The organism is Tardiphaga sp. 839_C3_N1_4 (genome assembly GCF_051811045.1).
Lineage (GTDB): Bacteria > Pseudomonadota > Alphaproteobacteria > Rhizobiales > Xanthobacteraceae > Tardiphaga.
In genome coordinates, this window is record NZ_JBPWQD010000001.1 from 4,770,685 (window position 1) to 4,787,500 (window position 16,816).

The following is a 16,816-nucleotide window of genomic DNA, read 5'->3' on the forward strand; positions in this document are numbered from 1 at the left end:
GTCACTCGTGCAGCATCGCTGCCAACTGATGGAGCTGCGCGTCACGAAAACCTTCGGCCTCGATGGCCTTCACGGTCGAAAGCACGTAATCGCGGTTAAGTCCGGAACGCCCGTGGCCCTGCCGCACGAAGTGCAATTGTTCGCTGAGGCTCAATCGTCCGGCATATTGCACATGGCCGCGATCGACCACATAGGCCAGCGCGCTGACGCGGGTGCGCTCCACGTCATCCAGCCAGACCGAGCGCATCACCTCGCGATAGACATGGGTGGTCTGCTCGCGCTCCCTGAGATAGGCGATGGTGTCGTGGCGCAGCTTGGCCGCCACGCGAAAGGCAATGCCGCGGCAGGCGCCGCCGCGGTCCAGGCCGAGCACGAGGCCGGGCTTTTCCGGCGTGCCGCGGTGGTCAAAGGAATAGACGCAGAGCGCCCGATGTTCGCCGATCAGCCGGGCTGGGACCTGTTCGATGAACTCGAAGCCCGGCCGCCACATCAGCGAGCCATAGCCGAACACCCAGAGATCGCTGTCGGAATCGGGCTCGGCGGTGATTTTCGCGGTCATCCTGCCGACCTAGCAGAAACCTTGGGCCCGGGCGATCTTGATTTCCTGCAATGTGGCCCTGCGACGACAGGATAACCCCATGAAAGGGATCGCCGATTTGACAAAATCATGCGATCTACGTCCCGCCATGTCCGAATATGCACAGCCCACCCAGCGCCGCCTCTGGCCGATTTTCATCCTGCCCGTCATCATCGTCGTCCTTGCGGTGGCGTGGAGCGGCTTCTGGTTCTATGCCGCGTCCAAGGTCGACGAAAACGTCGATATCTGGCGCGCCCGAGAGGCCGCGGCCGGCCGCGTCTATGATTGCGCCAACCGTTCGGTCTCCGGCTTCCCGTTCCGGCTCGAAGTCCGCTGCAGCGGTGTCAGCGTTTCGCTGACCTCGCAAACGGCCACCCAGAATGCGACGCAGGTGCCGATCACCGCGAAGCTCGGTGAGATCGTCGTGGTTGCGCAGATCTACACGCCGCGGCTCCTGGTCGCCGAATTCACCGCGCCGGCTGTCCTGTCCGATCGCGGCCAGCCGGCAATGGTGATGAATTGGGCCTCCGCGCGCAGCAGCATCACCGGTCTGCCGGGTACGCCTGACAGTGCCGACATTGTGTTCGACGACGTGTCGCTCGACCGCTTTGCCGGCTCGGTACAGGCGCCGACCGCACGTGCCAAACAGGTCGAATTGCATGGCCGCACGGCAGCGAATTCGACGCCGGACAAGCCGGTGATCGAGACGGCCCTGCAGATCAGGAGCGGCAGCATTGCCGATGTTCATCCGATCCTCGCGGCGCCGTTCGATGCCGATATCCGCGCATTGCTCAGCGGCCTCAAGGATGTCTCGCCCAAGCCGTGGCCGCAGCGTTTCCGCGAGCTTCAAGCTGCAGGTGGGCGCGTCGAGATCGTGCAGTCGCGCGTCCAGCAGGGCGAGATCCTCTCGCTGGCGACGGGCTCGCTCGGTCTGACCGCCGCGGGCAATCTCGACGGCGAATTGCAGATGACCGTGGCGGGGCTGGACAAGGCTATCGCCGCCCTCGGGATCGACAAGTTGCTGGAGATGGGCGTGCCTCAGGAGGCGCTGGATCGCATTGCGCCCGGCGTGAAATCGCAGGACGTCAACAACATCCTCGGTGCGCTGGATCGCGCGATCCCCGGTCTCGGCAATGTCGTACGCAAGAACGCCGGCAGCGGCCTTGCCGCCGGCGTCAATTCGATCGGGACTGCGGCTGTCCTGGAAGGTAAAGCGGCGCGGTCGTTCCCGCTGAAATTCGTCGATGGCGCGGTGTTCCTCGGGCCGCTGCGCGTGGCGCAGATCCCGCCGCTGTTTTAGGCGTGAGGTTCACCGGCCTCTCCACGTCATTGCGAGGAGCGAAGCGACGCGGCAATCCAGAAGCCGCAAAGCAAGTAAGGCTGGATTGCTTCGCTTCGCTCGCAATGACGGCTGTTGGTCCTGCGCTCAGTCCTTCTTCGTCAGGGCCTGATGCTTGCGCCCGAAGTCCGGCGCCGCTTCATCCTGACCGATACTCACGATGCCGCGGCGGATCGCACGCGTCCGGGTGAAATGCTCGAACAGCGCATCGCCGTCATCGCGGCGGATGGCGCGGGTCAGCTTCGACAGGTCTTCCTGGAAGGTACCGAGCATTTCCAGCACCGCGTCCTTGTTGGCGAGGAATACGTCGCGCCACATGGTCGGGTCTGATGCTGCGATACGGGTGAAATCGCGGAAACCGCCCGCGGAGAACTTCAGCACTTCCGACCTCGTGACGTCTTCGAGCTCGTCGGCCGTGCCTACGATTGTATAAGCGATCAGATGCGGCAGATGGCTGGTGACCGCGAGCACCAAGTCGTGATGCGCGGCCTGCATGATCTCGACATTGGCGCCGAGTGCAGCCCAGAAGCCGGTGAGCTTCTCGACGGCTGCGGGATCCGCGCCCTCAGGCGGCGTCAGGATGCACCAGCGATTGCTGAACAATTCGGCGAAGCCGGAATCCGGACCGGAGTTTTCCGTGCCGGCGACCGGATGCGCGGGAATGAAGTGGATGTTGTCCGGCAGATATTCCGACATCGCATGCAGCACGGAGGCTTTCACCGAACCGACGTCGGAGACGATCGCGCCAGGCGAAAGATGCGCCGCGATGCTCTTTGCCACGTCGCCCGCCACGCCGACGGGTACGCAGGCGATGACGAGATCGGCATCCTTTACCGCGCTGGCATTGTCGTCGGCTATGCGATCGGCGAGTTTGATCTCGACGGCGCGCGCGCGCACGGCCGCCGAATTGTCGGTGGCAACCAATTCACCGGCAAGGCCGAGCTGCTGGATGCCGCGCGCTAGCGACGAGCCGATCAGGCCAAGCCCGATCAGCGCGATACGTTTGAAGGGCGGCGTGGCGCTCACGTCATTGCCCCGAATTCGATGCCATGAATTCACGCAGTGTCTCGATCACCAGCCTGTTGGCTTCCTCGGTGCCGATGGTCATGCGCAGCGAGTTCGGCAGGCCGTAATTGGTCACGGCGCGCAGCACCAGCCCGCGCCTGGTCAGGAACGCATCGGCATCCGCTGCGGTCTTGCCGGTCGCCGGAAAATGCATCAGCAAGAAATTGGCCACGCTTGGCGTCACCTCGATGCCGAGTTTGGTGATTTCCTCGGTCAGGATGCCGATCCACTTGGCGGTGTACGTGCGCGACATCTCGACATGGCCGGTGTCCTCGATCGCCCCCACCGCGGCCATCATCGCTGGCGCCGAGACGTTGAACGGCCCACGAATCCGGTTCATCGCATCGACGATGTGCGCAGGGCCGAACATCCAGCCGATCCGCAAGGCAGCCAGGCCGTGCACCTTCGAGAAGGTGTAGGTGGCGACGGTATTCTCGGTGGTCTTCGCCAACTCCAGGCCGTTGTCGTAGTCGCCCTTGGTCACGTAGTCCCAATACGCGGCGTCGAGCACCAGCAGCACGTGCTCCGGCAGGCCGGCGCGCAGGCGCTTGATCTCGGCGGACGGCAGATAGGTGCCGGTCGGGTTGTTCGGGTTCGCCAGCCACACCAGCTTGGTGCGCGGCGTGACGCAGTTCAGAATCGCGTCGACGTTGCAGGTGAAGTTGGTTTCCGGAGCGACCACATTGGTGGCGCCGTTCGCCTGGGTAGCGATTGGGTAGACCAGGAAGCCGTGTGCGGTCGAAATCGCCTCGTCGCCGGGGCCGAGATAGACATGCGCAATCAGGTTGAGAATTTCGTCGGAGCCGGCACCGCAGATGATCTGCGCGGGATCGAGGCCGAAGCGGTGGCCGAGCGCCTCGCGCAGTACCTTCGACGTGCCTTCCGGATAATCCTCGAGATGCGCGACAGCGGTGGCAAAGGCGTCCTTGGCGCGCGACGATGGGCCGAACGGCGTCTCGTTGGCCGACAGCTTGTAGGTCTTGCGGCCCGGCTCCACCACCGGGCTCTTGCCAGGGGTGTAGGGCGCGATATCGAGAATGCCGGGCTTCGGCACAGGACGGGACATCTTCAACTCCAGAACGTCAGATTGGCTTACGAGCGCGGTGCGCCGCCGGCGGGCACGGTATAGCGGGTTGCGTGGCTGCCGACGAGAGCCGTGGAGCGCACCGAGGCACCAGCCTCGATCAGCGCCGACTTGATCTTGTCGAGGCTCGAGGCCGAGGTGATTGAGATCAGCAGCGCTGCACCGTCAAAGGCGGTATCCGGCACGGCGACGATTTCGGCCAGCGGCGACAGCGCGCGCGCGGTCTCGGCATTCCAGCCGGATACTCGCACGCTCCACATCTCGACTTCGGTCACCATGGCGCTGTCGGCGACGCGCGACACCACAAACACGGGAAGCGCGGCCGGATGGTCGGCGCGTTCGATGAACGGCAGGCGTGCGATGATCTTCGGCGCGCCCTGGGCTTCCAGTGGAATCCACCATGGCGTGCGGCTGGACGTCGCCGAGACAAGCGCGAGATCGCCCTTGGACTTGGCCACGGCCTCGACCGCTGCGGCGGCGCTGAAATGCGCGACGTAAGGCACGGTGAAGCCGAAATGAAAGCGCGCGGAATCCCGCATCGCGCTTTCGCCGAGCGACAGATCCGCATGCACCGAGAACGGCGCCTGAACGTAAGTGAAAGTCGAGATGATCACCCGCCAGATGCTCTCGACGGTGTCGATCGGCAGGATGCCGCGATGGCGCTGCACCAGACGGCGCATCATGTCGGCCTCGCGCGCCGGCCGGAAGGCGGAGCCGACCTCTTGGGTCTGCTTCACCGAAATCAGCCGGTCGATGATGTCGCCGCGCTGCATCAACAGGGCGTGAACCTGCGCGTCGATGCTGTCGATCTCTTTGCGCAGTTCATCCAGCGAGGGCGGAGCGGGTGGTAATTTCGACATGTTCAAAACCTTCGGGACGGGAGGCGTGATAGGTCCCGTCAAGCTTGCCGGGCCGGCTCCGGGGAGCCGGCGGGCACGGCCATTGATTAGGTAAGACGGTGCCGGAAAGCAAAGAAAACATGGAGGATTTGGCCGCAGGGCAGTTGGGCAATTTGACCGGGGGATGCCCATATTGACGGCAGGCGGGTGTGGGACTAGTTTCTGGGTTCTTCCGTGGTCATTTGAGCCGGCCGGCTTGCAGCCACGTTAAACAACTCGCTAAACAGGCCGGGGACAGTTTGATCCCGGCCGAGCTATTTGTTCAGGCCGGGTTTTTTATGGCCTGATTCCGGTTTTGGTTTGAGAACCTCCTGAGGAGGCCGGTATCAAGATGGTAAATGTCGAACTGGTGAAGAGTCCGGTTGTCCGCCCCGATGAGCGTGGACATGAAGCCGATCATCCGACCTCGCTGGTCGCGGGTTTTGGCATGGATCAGCCGCTGCGGCTCGACTGCGGCATCGACCTCGCCCCGTTCCAGATCGCCTATCAGACCTACGGAACGCTCAACGCCGACAAATCCAACGCCATCCTGGTCTGCCACGCTTTGACCGGCGACCAGCACGTCGCCAATATCAATCCGATCACCGGCAAACCCGGCTGGTGGCAGACGCTGGTCGGCCCCGGTAAAGCGCTCGATACCGAACGCTACTTCATCATCTGTTCGAACGTGCTCGGCGGTTGCATGGGCTCGACCGGTCCGGCCTCGACCAATCCCGCCACCGGCAAGATCTGGGGACTGGATTTCCCGGTCATCACCATTCCCGACATGGTGCGCGCGCAGGCGATGCTGATCGACAGTCTCGGTATCGGCCAACTGTTCTGCGTCGTTGGCGGTTCCATGGGCGGCATGCAGACGCTGCAATGGACTGCGGCCTATCCGGAGCGCGTGTTCTCCGCGCTGGCGGTTGCCTGCAGCACGCGGCACTCGGCGCAGAATATCGCGTTCCATGAATTGGGCCGTCAGGCCGTGATGGCCGATCCCGACTGGCGCGGCGGGCGCTATTTCGAGGAAGGCACGCATCCGCATCGCGGCCTCGGCGTCGCGCGGATGGCCGCGCATATCACCTATCTGTCGGATGCCGCTCTGCACCGCAAGTTTGGCCGCCGCATGCAGGACAGGGAGTTGCCGACATTCTCCTTCGATGCGGATTTTCAGGTCGAGAGCTATCTGCGCTATCAGGGCTCGTCCTTTGTCGAGCGCTTCGATGCCAACTCCTATCTCTATCTGACGCGTGCGATGGACTATTTCGATATCGCAGCCGACCACAACGGCAAGCTTGCGGAAGCGTTTCGCGATACGCAGACGCGCTTCTGTCTGATGTCGTTCACATCAGACTGGCTGTTCCCGACGGCGGAATCGCGCGACGTCGTGCACGCGCTGAATGCCGGCGGCGTCCGCGTGTCCTTTGCGGAGATCGAAACCGACAAGGGCCATGATGCCTTCCTGCTCGACGTGCCCGAGTTCCTCGATATCGCCGGTGCATTTCTGAACTCCGCAGCCTCCGTGCGCGGCCTGCCTGTTACGGGGACATAGAGATGGCGTTTCCACAACAAGTCTTGCCGCTGAATTCTGCGGTGGCGACGCCGGCGCCGCGCGGCACGCAGGATTATCGTGGCGATCACCTCCTGGTCGCGGAGATGATCAGGCCGGGCTCGAAGGTGCTCGACGTCGGCTGCGGCGATGGCGATCTGCTGCAGCTCCTGGAGAGCCGCGGCATCGACGGCCGCGGCATCGAATTGTCGCGCGAAGGCGTCAACCGCTGCGTCGGCAAAGGCCTTGCAGTGGTGCAGGGCGACGCCGATACGGACTTGATCAACTATCCCGACGATGCGTTCGACTACGTGATCCTGTCGCAGACGCTGCAGGCGACGCGGCAGCCGCGTGTCGTGCTGGAAAATCTGCTGCGCATCGGCCGCAGCGCGATCGTGTCGTTTCCGAATTTCGGCTTCTGGAAGATGCGCGTGCAATTGCTTGTCGGCGGCCGGATGCCGCGCACGGAGAATCTGCCCGCGACGTGGTACGACACGCCGAACATCCACTTCTGCACCATCAAGGATTTCGTTGTTCTGTGCGACGAGATCAACGTGAAGATGGAGCGTGCCGTTGCACTCGATCTCTATGGCCGTCCGCTCCGCCTCAATGCGCCGTGGTGGTTCTGGAACATGTTCGGGGAGCAGGGCGTTTTCCTGCTGAGCCGCGCGAGTAAATCGGCGCAACCCTGATCGCGTGTAGATTTCCGCCTGATGGAAGCAGAAATACCGCATTCTATGCGGCTTTTCACGCCGTGTGCCGGTCTGCGATGCACGCCAAAGATGCGCTTAAAAGCTAATTCGAATAGGTAATATAAGCGCGCATTCTGTCGAATGGGTGGCTGGTATGTCTATACGTATGGCGTCCGTTGAAGTTGAAGCGATTCACTCCGATGTCGCCGTTAAAAAATCGTCACTTGAACCGTTCTAGGTCTTGTTATCGCCATACCAACTTCGTTACCACGCCCGTCCCGATTGTTGGCCCGCGTATTTGGGCCGATGGGATTCGGGGGTGTTAAGAGGAAAAATTCGGTATGGTTCAGTTCTTTGCGTATCGCCGTGCACTTCGCATCTCGGCTCTTGCGGTGTGTTCGGCGGCAGTTCTCGCGTCGGTCTCTCCTGCGTCGGCACGTCCTCATCACGGCGCTTCGCGTCATTCGCACCACGTCGGCAAATACACACACAGCACGCGTCATCACGTCCGGCATCGCGCGCGGTATGCGCGACGCAGTGCCCGAGTCGAACAGCAGGCGCCTTCGTTCGGCGACTCCACAAATTTCAATAACGCCAATGCAAGCATGAACCAGCCTTCCGGCGGCTTCGGCGGTTCGGGCATCGTCGATGCAGCGCGCAGCTTCATCGGTCGCGGCAATCCGACCGCCCGCGGTCGCTTGTGGTGCGCAGCGTTCATGAACCTCGTATTGAAGCGCACCGGCCATCAGGGCACGGGCTCGGATATGGCGCGCTCGTTCTCGAGCTATGGCCAACGCATCTCCGGTCCGCAGGTCGGCGCCATCGCCGTGATGTCGCGCGGTCGTCGCGGCGGTCATGTCGGCGTCGTCTCGGGCGTCGATGCCAAGGGCAACCCGATCATCGTCTCCGGCAATCACGGCAACCGCGTCGCCGAGTCGGTGTATTCGCGTGGCCGCGTTTACGCCTACGTGATGCCGACGAGCTGAGCTCGTCTATTCTTCGACGACGATCTTATCGCCGGCGGCGATCGTGCCGCCGGTGATGACCTCAGCGTAAATTCCGCAATCGGCATGACCGTAGGTCTGCAGCAGCGTTTTCGGAATCGTCAGATCTCGCGCGGCCGTATCCGGGTCGACATTGGTCGCTGCACAGCGGACGATGCGCTTCACCACCTTGAGCCGGGTGCTGCCGATGGCGAGCGTTCGGTCGATCAATTCAAATTCATACCAGGCCGGCCAGCCCGTTACATGCAGGTTGCCGCGAAAGCGCAGCGGATGCACCGGCTGTCCGACGGCTTTTTCGAGATCTTTGACGCTGGCGAGGTTGATGATCGACACCACCTTGCGCGGCACGTCCGAAAAGCTATGGCCGTCCGCGAACAGCACCTTGGGTGGTCCGCGTAACTCGTCGGCAAAATTGGTGGCGAAAAACGCTTCGATCTCTGCACGTCCTTCGGCGGTCTGCAGATCGGCTCGCGCTGCCTCCACATTGTCCTGCCGGATCGTCAGCGTATGGCTGGCGTCGTCGTAATGGCTGCGGAGCGCCGCCAGGCGCTCGTTGCGCATCAGCATTAGAAACTGGGTCTTGGGAAAATATTGCGGCGCTGCCGGGTCGAACCCGATCGGGCCGTTCTCGATGGCGTATCGCCGGTCGGCCGGCAGGGTCTGGCCGGGCTTCAGCGCGACTTCTTCCAGAGGCTCGGGCGTCAGGCCCTTCACGGGATAGCGGTAGATGCTGGCAACGCTGGCGTAAGACTGTTCTGGCATGGTTCCGGTCTTAAGAGATTTGGGCCCGTGGCGCCATCGCCTGGCCGATTGGAATTTTATGCGGACCCCTTCCGTTTCGGGAACTGGCTGCCCACATTTGCATCAAGCTGGTTTTGACGCCAGCGACGACCGCAGCCGGTTGGCCACCATCAATGCGGCCTGCGGATACCCAATGAAGATGCCCCATCCGTGCTTTCGAGGCGGATAGGGCAGGCCGAGGGACAACACACGATGAATATTGAGAAATACACCGAACGGGTGCGTGGCTTTATCCAGTCCGCACAATCTCTGGCCGTGCGCGAGGGCCATCAGCAATTCTCGCCGCTGCACATTCTTAAAGTTCTGCTGGACGATAGCGAAGGTCTGGCCGGCGGCCTGATCGACCGCGCTGGCGGCAACTCCCGCGCTATCCTGAAGGCGACGGAAACCGAGCTGGGCAAGATGCCCAAGGTCTCGGGCGCAGGGGCCGGGCAGGTCTATCTGGCGCCGGCGACCGCGCGCGCTTTCGATGCAGCCGAAAAGGCCGCCGACAAGGCCGGCGACAGTTTCGTCACCGTGGAGCGGCTGCTGCTTGCGCTGGCGCTCGACAAGGATTCGGAGGCCGGCAGCCTGCTCAACAAGGGCGGCGTCACTCCGCAAAATCTCAATGCCGCGATCAATGCGCTGCGCAAGGGCCGCACGGCGGATTCCGCCACGGCCGAAAATGCCTATGACGCGTTGAAGAAATATGCCCGCGACCTGACCCAGGCCGCGCGTGATGGCAAGCTCGACCCGGTGATCGGCCGCGACGAGGAAATCCGCCGCACGATTCAGGTTCTTTCGCGCCGGACGAAGAACAATCCCGTGCTGATCGGCGAGCCCGGCGTCGGCAAGACCGCCATCGTCGAAGGTCTCGCGCTGCGCATCCTCAATGGCGACGTGCCGGAGAGCTTGAAGGACAAGAGCCTGCTGTCGCTCGATCTCGGTGCGCTCATCGCCGGCGCGAAATATCGCGGCGAGTTCGAGGAGCGGCTGAAGGCGGTGCTCGGCGAGGTCACGTCGGCCGAAGGCGGCATCATCCTGTTCATCGACGAGATGCATCAGCTGATCGGTGCCGGCAAGGGCGACGGCGCCATGGACGCCTCGAATCTCCTGAAGCCTGCGCTGGCCCGCGGCGAGTTGCATTGCATCGGCGCCACCACGCTCGACGAATATCGCAAGCACGTCGAGAAAGACGCGGCGCTGGCGCGGCGTTTCCAGCCGATCTTCGTGGCTGAGCCGACCGTCGAAGACACCGTCTCGATCCTGCGTGGCCTCAAGGACAAATACGAACAGCATCACGGCGTCCGTATCACGGACTCTGCGCTGGTCGCTGCCGTCACACTGTCGAACCGTTACATCACCGATCGCTTCCTGCCGGATAAAGCCATCGACCTGATGGACGAGGCTTCGGCGCGGCTGAAGATGCAGGTCGATTCCAAGCCCGAAGAACTCGACTCGATGGACCGTGAAATCATCCGGCTCAAGATCGAGCAGGAGGCGCTTGGCAAGGAAACCGATGCAGGCTCGAAGAGCAGGCTCGAAACGCTCAAGAAGGAACTCGCCGAGCTCGAAGAGAAATCGGCAGCGCTCACCCAGCGCTGGTCAGCCGAGAAGAACAAGCTGTCGAATGCGCAGAAGCTCAAGAGCGAGCTCGATGGCTTGCGCTTGGAACTCGCCGAAGCTCAACGCCGCGGCGAATATCAACGCGCGGGTGAGCTGGCCTATGGCCGGATTCCCGATCTTGAAAAGCGGCTGGCCGATATCGAAGCCAACGAGAATTCCGAGATGATGGAAGAGGCGGTCACCGCCAATCACATCGCGCAGGTGGTCTCGCGCTGGACCGGCGTGCCCGTCGACAAGATGCTGGAAGGCGAGAAGGACAAGCTGTTGCGGATGGAGCTGAGCCTCGGCGAGCGCGTCGTCGGCCAGGCCGAAGCCGTGCGTGCGGTGGCAACTGCCGTCCGTCGTTCACGCGCGGGCTTGCAAGATCCGAACCGGCCGATCGGCTCATTCATGTTCCTCGGCCCCACCGGCGTCGGCAAGACCGAGTTGACCAAGGCGCTGGCCGCCTATCTGTTCGACGACGAGACCGCGATGGTCCGTCTCGACATGTCCGAATACATGGAGAAGCATTCCGTCTCCCGCCTGATCGGCGCGCCTCCGGGCTATGTCGGTTATGACGAGGGCGGCGCCCTCACCGAAGCTGTGCGGCGGCGGCCCTATCAGGTCGTGCTGTTCGACGAGGTCGAGAAGGCGCATCCGGATGTGTTCAACGTGCTGCTGCAGGTGCTCGACGATGGCCGTCTGACCGATGGTCAGGGCCGCACTGTCGATTTCCGCAATACGCTGATCATCATGACGTCGAATCTCGGCTCCGAATTCCTGGTCAATCAGCCCGAGGGCGAGGATACGTCCGCGGTACGCGACCTGGTGATGGGCAATGTCCGCGCCCATTTCCGGCCGGAATTCCTCAACCGCGTCGATGAGATCATCCTGTTCCACCGCTTGCAGAAGAGCGAGATGGGTCGGATCGTCCAGATCCAGTTTGCGCGGCTCACCAAGCTGCTGGAAGATCGCAAGATCACGCTGGTACTGGAGGACGAAGCTCGCGACTGGCTCGCCAACAAAGGCTGGGATCCCGCCTACGGCGCCCGTCCCCTCAAGCGGGTGATCCAGCGCAATGTCCAGGATCCGCTGGCCGAGATGATCCTCGCCGGCGACGTCAAGGACGGCGACCATGTCGACATAAGCGCCGCCGGCAACGTCCTGACCTTCAACGGCAAGCCGCCCCGGACCGCGGAGATCGCCGAGTTTGAAGCGCCGGTGCCGAAGCGGCAGCTGAACTGACGGCCCGGGTTTAAACGCAACGAAACGGCCTGAACCTCACGGTTCAGGCCGTTTCCACGTTGGAGAAAGATCATGACCCGCATTCTCGTGGTCGGCGCCACCGGCCTTGTCGGCCGCCATGTCATCGCCAAAGCGCTCGCCGACAGTCGGATCACACGCATCGTTGCGCCGACGCGGCGGCCGCTCGCGGCGCATGCGAAGCTCGACAACCCGCTGGTCGATTTCGACCGGTTACCAGCCGAGGCCGACTGGTGGGACGTCGATGGTGCGATCTGTGCACTCGGCACGACGCGCGCCAAAGCCGGCTCGGATCAGGCGTTTCGCGTTGTGGATTATGATTACCCGCTCGAAGTCGCGCGGCTGGCGCGCAAGCATGGCGCAAGCCGTTTCGCGCTCAATTCGTCGGTGGGTGCCAATGCGCGCTCAAAGCTGCTCTATCCGCGTACCAAAGGCGAAGTGGAGGAAGCGCTGAAGGCAATGGGCTTTCCGTCCTTGACGATTGTGCGGCCGGGCCTGATCGGCGGTGATCGCGACGAATTCCGGCTGGGCGAGCACGTCGCGGCGGCGGTGCTCGGTGTGCTGGGTCCGGTTCTGCCGCGCAGCTACCGGATCAGCCCCGCCGACAAGATCGCCGACGCATTGATCCAGGCCGCCGTGACCGGCGCGCCTGGTGTTCACCTGATCGGGTCTGCAGAGCTCGCCGCGGATTGATCGCCGGACCTCAGCGTCTCTTTTGCTACTGTCCCGAGCGTCCCCTAGCCCACGCGGCGTTGGTCTGATGCGCAGAACAAGGCGAAAAATACAAATTTAGCGGCTGGTCGTCGGCCGTGCTGGTGGCACCGCGCCGGTCACGCCTGCGTCAGACACGCGGGCGCCGGGGCCACGCATGGTCATCTGGGCGTCGATCCGGTCACGTTCCTTCTCGAAGCCGGCCATGATCGGCCCTTCGAGCGAGCGGCCGCGCGGCAGTTTCACGCGCATCGGATCGACGAAGCGCCCGTTGACCAGAATTTCGTAGTGAACGTGGGCGCCGGTGGACATGCCGGTCGAGCCGACGAAGCCGATGACCTGGCCCTGCCGCACGCGCTTGCCGGGCTCCATGCCCTTGGCAAAGGCCGACATATGACCGTAGGCGGTCTCGTAGCCGTTATTGTGCTTGATGCGGATATATTTGCCGTAGCCGCCTTCCCAGGCGGCTTTTTCAATCACGCCGTTGCCGGATGCGAAAATCGGGGTGCCGTAGGGTGTCGACCAGTCCACGCCGGTATGCATCTTGGTGTAGCCGAGGATCGGGTGGCGGCGTCCGCCGAAGCCCGAGCGCATGATGGCGTTATTGACGGGTTTGCGGACCAGGAACTTCTTCGCGCTCTTGCCGGTCTCGTCATAGTAGTCGACGACCGAGTCGTCGGTGGTCAGGAAGCGATAGTATTTTTTGGTTTCGCCGCCCACCGTAAGCGAAGCGAACAGCACTTCGGTCTTTTCGGTGATGGTGGCGCCTTCGTCTTCGCCGGCGAAGAACACGTCGAAGGAGTCGCCGGGCTGTACTTTGCGCTGGAAATCCACGTCGTAGGAGTAAATCCGGATCATGTCCTCGATGACGGTGGCCGGGACCTTGTTGCGCAGCGCTGTCTCGTAAATGCTCTGATAGAGCCGCACGCCGGTGCCGTCATCCTCCTCGTCGTCATCCGATGCGCTTGGCGCTTCGGCGACGGTGTTCATGCTGGAGACATCGACGGCGACGTATTTGCCGAGATCGGAGAGGGCGGCGACCGCCTCGATGGTGGAATCGTTGGCGACGATGACGCGGTAGGGCTGCAAACGCTGGCCCGGTCCGGCCGGCGACATCAGGATTCGAACTTTCTGGCCTTCCTTCAGTCCACCGTCGCGGCCGCGGGCACCCAGCGTATAAGCGATCGCCTTGGCTTCCTCGGGCATCGCGCCCTGGTCGCGCAGGATGGTCAGGATGGTGTCGCCCTTCTTGACGATATGGATACGCTCGCCATTCGGGTTGCCGCCGGTCGCCTGATCCTTGGTCTTGGCCAGCAGCGTGACGTTTTCCGGCACGATGCGGGTTTCGAAGCCGGCATAAGGATCGGCCGTGGTCCCTTCGGCGGCATAGGCCATCTTCATGTCGGGCTGTCCGCCGATATCGCCGGTGGCGCTGGCGACCGTCGTGTAGCGAACGCCAGTATTGCCGCGCCAGTTGGAGGCGTCGCGCACGCGCATCAAGACTTCATCGATAGCAACGCTGGCGCCGATCTTGGCTTTCGGCAGCACCTGACCGAGATCGCGGGTGACGAAGGAGACCTCGGCATCCGGCTCGACGGCATTCGGATTCACCGCGGCGTCGTCGCTGTTGGGAGCGGGGCTGCCGACATCGGTCAGCAAGCGCTGCGCATTAAAGGGCGGGATTTTGGCGCTGAGATCGCTGGTCGCCATCGCCAGATTGCCGGAAATTCGGATAAAGGGCCGCACACGCATCACGTCGCGATTGCCGACGCGGGTGACTGTGGAAACTTTGAGTACCTGGCGCGCGGCGGAAGATTCGCTCGGCGGCGGCAGGCGGTCGGACTTATGCAGGCTGGCTTGTTTGTCGGTGGCACTGAAGGCGCCGCGTAGCGCGCCTTCGACGCGTTCGGGTACCTTGGCAAAGGTCATCTCGCCGTCGAGCGACGCAAAAACGGCGCCGCCGATCAGAGCCGCGCCGCAGAGACCTGTGAGGATAGTACCACTGAACCATTGTACCGAAACGCGGCGACGATCGATCACCGCGGCTTCGGAGCCGTCAACGGATAGCGGCGGCTCGTGGCCGAGATCAATCATCCCGGTCTCACGATCATAGGCGCCACCGCGTGACAGTCCGTGATTCAAGCCGACATCCCCCGAATTCCCAGCATCATGCGAAGAGTCTTCCCCAAGCACATCGCATCGACGGTCGAACAGTGCGCGCCAAAATGCTGGCCGAATGGACGAACGTCAATGCTGTAAACTCTTTCGCGGTGTTCTCTTTGGCCCAAAAGCGCACTGCGATGACGCAGCTCGTTCTTTCGAGAGACCGTTGGGCCCAGATCCGGTTCGACCGCCCCCAAATAGTTTCAGAGGCGACGCAGAATCTTTGCACAAGGCATGCTCAGAACGTCGGAGGAATGTGGCTCTTGTACGGCGTCACCCCTGTAAAACCTACGCTTTTTGGGCCTTGGGGCCTCCTCCACAGCACGTGACGATTTTCTGACGAATGGCGTTGACAGTTTCGGGTGAGGGGGCCTATAACCCGGCCACTGAGCGCAGCGGCGCCGGGGCCTACCAGCCCGGGCGGTTGTTCGTGTCTCGGAAGCTCATCACCGCGAAGAGTGCTTCAGTAGTCGATAGCTGTCGGCTGCTGATCTGTTGTCGGGTGATTGAGTGGCAAGATTTTCTCCCTTTTGGGGAGATTGACGCATCTGCGTCGGGCTGTTTGACAAGTTAAATTGAAGAAAGAGAAACGTGGACGGCGGAGTCCTTGCGGGTCTCGTTCGATGGAAGCTTCGGCTTCTTGAGGCGAGGCCGGACGAAAGACTTCGGCGGTACACGTTTTGAACAAAGGTTAACACCATCGTTGTTAGCGCTGTGAAGCGCGGACAGCAGATTGGCTGAACTTCGGTTTGGTCGATTTAGTATGGTGGGACCTCGTCAATACGTTGTGATCAGCCGGTTTAAAGTTTCAAGTCCAACTTGAGAGTTTGATCCTGGCTCAGAGCGAACGCTGGCGGCAGGCTTAACACATGCAAGTCGAACGGGCGTAGCAATACGTCAGTGGCAGACGGGTGAGTAACGCGTGGGAACATACCTCTTGGTTCGGAACAACACAGGGAAACTTGTGCTAATACCGGATAAGCCCTTACGGGGAAAGATTTATCGCCGAGAGATTGGCCCGCGTCTGATTAGCTAGTTGGTGGGGTAAAGGCCTACCAAGGCGACGATCAGTAGCTGGTCTGAGAGGATGATCAGCCACATTGGGACTGAGACACGGCCCAAACTCCTACGGGAGGCAGCAGTGGGGAATATTGGACAATGGGCGCAAGCCTGATCCAGCCATGCCGCGTGAGTGATGAAGGCCCTAGGGTTGTAAAGCTCTTTTGTACGGGAAGATAATGACGGTACCGTAAGAATAAGCCCCGGCTAACTTCGTGCCAGCAGCCGCGGTAATACGAAGGGGGCTAGCGTTGCTCGGAATCACTGGGCGTAAAGGGTGCGTAGGCGGGTTTTTAAGTCAGAGGTGAAATCCTGGAGCTCAACTCCAGAACTGCCTTTGATACTGAAAGTCTTGAGTATGGGAGAGGTGAGTGGAACTGCGAGTGTAGAGGTGAAATTCGTAGATATTCGCAAGAACACCAGTGGCGAAGGCGGCTCACTGGCCCATAACTGACGCTGAGGCACGAAAGCGTGGGGAGCAAACAGGATTAGATACCCTGGTAGTCCACGCCGTAAACGATGAATGCCAGCCGTTAGTGGGTTTACTCACTAGTGGCGCAGCTAACGCTTTAAGCATTCCGCCTGGGGAGTACGGTCGCAAGATTAAAACTCAAAGGAATTGACGGGGGCCCGCACAAGCGGTGGAGCATGTGGTTTAATTCGACGCAACGCGCAGAACCTTACCAGCCCTTGACATGTCTATGACCGGTACCAGAGATGGAACCTTCCCTTCGGGGCATAGAGCACAGGTGCTGCATGGCTGTCGTCAGCTCGTGTCGTGAGATGTTGGGTTAAGTCCCGCAACGAGCGCAACCCCCGTCCTTAGTTGCTACCATTTAGTTGAGCACTCTAAGGAGACTGCCGGTGATAAGCCGCGAGGAAGGTGGGGATGACGTCAAGTCCTCATGGCCCTTACGGGCTGGGCTACACACGTGCTACAATGGCGGTGACAATGGGATGCAAAGGGGCGACCCCTCGCAAATCTCAAAAAGCCGTCTCAGTTCGGATTGGGCTCTGCAACTCGAGCCCATGAAGTTGGAATCG

The 16,816-nt window shown here is 61.9% G+C and carries 12 protein-coding genes, 1 rRNA gene and 1 riboswitch (1 of these 14 cut by a window edge); of the genes, 7 read left to right on the forward strand and 6 right to left on the reverse strand.

Features of this window, described 5'->3' with window-relative positions; translation table 11 throughout:
* Window position 1: 1 nt before the first annotated feature.
* Complete coding sequence (locus AB8A38_RS22830; protein WP_089267609.1) at window positions 2–559, reverse strand: gamma-glutamylcyclotransferase; 558 nt, start codon at window positions 557–559, stop codon at window positions 2–4.
* Window positions 560–686: 127 nt separating this feature from the next.
* Here AB8A38_RS22830 and AB8A38_RS22835 point away from each other — a divergent pair, with 127 nt between their 5' ends.
* Window positions 687–1,877 carry a DUF2125 domain-containing protein gene (locus tag AB8A38_RS22835; protein WP_439088588.1) on the forward strand — a complete coding sequence of 397 codons (1,191 nt, stop codon included), beginning with the start codon at window positions 687–689 and terminating at the stop codon, window positions 1,875–1,877.
* 126 nt (window positions 1,878–2,003) lie between these two features.
* Here AB8A38_RS22835 and AB8A38_RS22840 read toward each other — a convergent pair whose 3' ends face one another.
* Genes AB8A38_RS22840 through AB8A38_RS22850 form a run of 3 tightly spaced genes read right to left on the reverse strand, consistent with a single transcriptional unit; the run spans window position 2,004 to window position 4,925 of the window.
* Complete coding sequence (locus tag AB8A38_RS22840) at window positions 2,004–2,942, reverse strand: prephenate/arogenate dehydrogenase family protein (protein ID WP_315843993.1); 939 nt, start codon at window positions 2,940–2,942, stop codon at window positions 2,004–2,006.
* A 1-nt stretch (window position 2,943) separates the two neighbouring features.
* Complete coding sequence (gene hisC / locus AB8A38_RS22845; RefSeq protein WP_315843992.1) at window positions 2,944–4,047, reverse strand: histidinol-phosphate transaminase; 1,104 nt, start codon at window positions 4,045–4,047, stop codon at window positions 2,944–2,946.
* 26 nt (window positions 4,048–4,073) lie between these two features.
* Window positions 4,074–4,925, reverse strand: coding sequence for a chorismate mutase (locus tag AB8A38_RS22850; RefSeq protein WP_315843991.1), 852 nt, complete (start codon window positions 4,923–4,925; stop codon window positions 4,074–4,076).
* Between the two features lie 203 nt (window positions 4,926–5,128).
* Window positions 5,129–5,208: riboswitch (SAM riboswitch) on the forward strand.
* A gap of 87 nt (window positions 5,209–5,295) precedes the next feature.
* On the opposite strand from AB8A38_RS22850, the gene metX reads away from it, so the two are divergent.
* From metX to AB8A38_RS22865, 3 genes are all read left to right on the forward strand, one after another.
* The gene (metX, locus tag AB8A38_RS22855) at window positions 5,296–6,498 is read left to right on the forward strand and encodes a homoserine O-acetyltransferase MetX (protein WP_315843990.1); all 1,203 of its coding nucleotides are present in this window, start codon (window positions 5,296–5,298) and stop codon (window positions 6,496–6,498) included.
* Window positions 6,499–6,500: 2 nt separating this feature from the next.
* Window positions 6,501–7,187, forward strand: coding sequence for a methionine biosynthesis protein MetW (gene metW, locus AB8A38_RS22860; RefSeq protein ID WP_315843989.1), 687 nt, complete (start codon window positions 6,501–6,503; stop codon window positions 7,185–7,187).
* 341 nt (window positions 7,188–7,528) lie between these two features.
* Window positions 7,529–8,173: a TIGR02594 family protein gene (locus AB8A38_RS22865; RefSeq protein ID WP_068729161.1), complete on the forward strand. Its 645-nt coding sequence runs from the start codon at window positions 7,529–7,531 to the stop codon at window positions 8,171–8,173.
* Between the two features lie 6 nt (window positions 8,174–8,179).
* On the opposite strand, the gene AB8A38_RS22870 is transcribed toward AB8A38_RS22865, so the two are convergent.
* A complete protein-coding gene (locus AB8A38_RS22870; protein ID WP_439087515.1) occupies window positions 8,180–8,953 on the reverse strand; it encodes an MOSC domain-containing protein in 774 nt (257 codons plus the stop codon).
* 231 nt (window positions 8,954–9,184) lie between these two features.
* Between AB8A38_RS22870 and clpB the strand changes: the two genes are divergently transcribed.
* Both clpB and AB8A38_RS22880 read left to right on the forward strand, forming a co-directional pair.
* Window positions 9,185–11,821 carry an ATP-dependent chaperone ClpB gene (gene clpB / locus AB8A38_RS22875; protein ID WP_439087517.1) on the forward strand — a complete coding sequence of 879 codons (2,637 nt, stop codon included), beginning with the start codon at window positions 9,185–9,187 and terminating at the stop codon, window positions 11,819–11,821.
* Between the two features lie 72 nt (window positions 11,822–11,893).
* Entirely contained in the window at window positions 11,894–12,532 is a 639-nt protein-coding gene (locus AB8A38_RS22880; protein ID WP_439087519.1) for an NAD(P)H-binding protein, read from the forward strand.
* A gap of 96 nt (window positions 12,533–12,628) precedes the next feature.
* Here the strand turns inward: AB8A38_RS22880 and AB8A38_RS22885 are convergent, their stop codons facing one another.
* The gene (locus tag AB8A38_RS22885; protein ID WP_439087520.1) at window positions 12,629–14,692 is read right to left on the reverse strand and encodes a peptidoglycan DD-metalloendopeptidase family protein; all 2,064 of its coding nucleotides are present in this window, start codon (window positions 14,690–14,692) and stop codon (window positions 12,629–12,631) included.
* 836 nt (window positions 14,693–15,528) lie between these two features.
* Here AB8A38_RS22885 and AB8A38_RS22890 point away from each other — a divergent pair.
* A 16S ribosomal RNA gene (locus AB8A38_RS22890) occupies window positions 15,529–16,816 on the forward strand (it continues 199 nt past the right edge of the window).

Coding starts and splice junctions, on each gene's coding strand:
- AB8A38_RS22830 (WP_089267609.1), bottom strand. CDS start 559: ATGACCGCGAAAATCACCGCCGAGCCCGATTCCGACAGCGATCTCTGG.
- AB8A38_RS22835 (WP_439088588.1), top strand. CDS start 687: ATGTCCGAATATGCACAGCCCACCCAGCGCCGCCTCTGGCCGATTTTC.
- hisC (WP_315843992.1), bottom strand. CDS start 4,047: ATGTCCCGTCCTGTGCCGAAGCCCGGCATTCTCGATATCGCGCCCTAC.
- AB8A38_RS22850 (WP_315843991.1), bottom strand. CDS start 4,925: ATGTCGAAATTACCACCCGCTCCGCCCTCGCTGGATGAACTGCGCAAA.
- metX (WP_315843990.1), top strand. CDS start 5,296: ATGGTAAATGTCGAACTGGTGAAGAGTCCGGTTGTCCGCCCCGATGAG.
- metW (WP_315843989.1), top strand. CDS start 6,501: ATGGCGTTTCCACAACAAGTCTTGCCGCTGAATTCTGCGGTGGCGACG.
- AB8A38_RS22865 (WP_068729161.1), top strand. CDS start 7,529: ATGGTTCAGTTCTTTGCGTATCGCCGTGCACTTCGCATCTCGGCTCTT.
- AB8A38_RS22870 (WP_439087515.1), bottom strand. CDS start 8,953: ATGCCAGAACAGTCTTACGCCAGCGTTGCCAGCATCTACCGCTATCCC.
- clpB (WP_439087517.1), top strand. CDS start 9,185: ATGAATATTGAGAAATACACCGAACGGGTGCGTGGCTTTATCCAGTCC.
- AB8A38_RS22880 (WP_439087519.1), top strand. CDS start 11,894: ATGACCCGCATTCTCGTGGTCGGCGCCACCGGCCTTGTCGGCCGCCAT.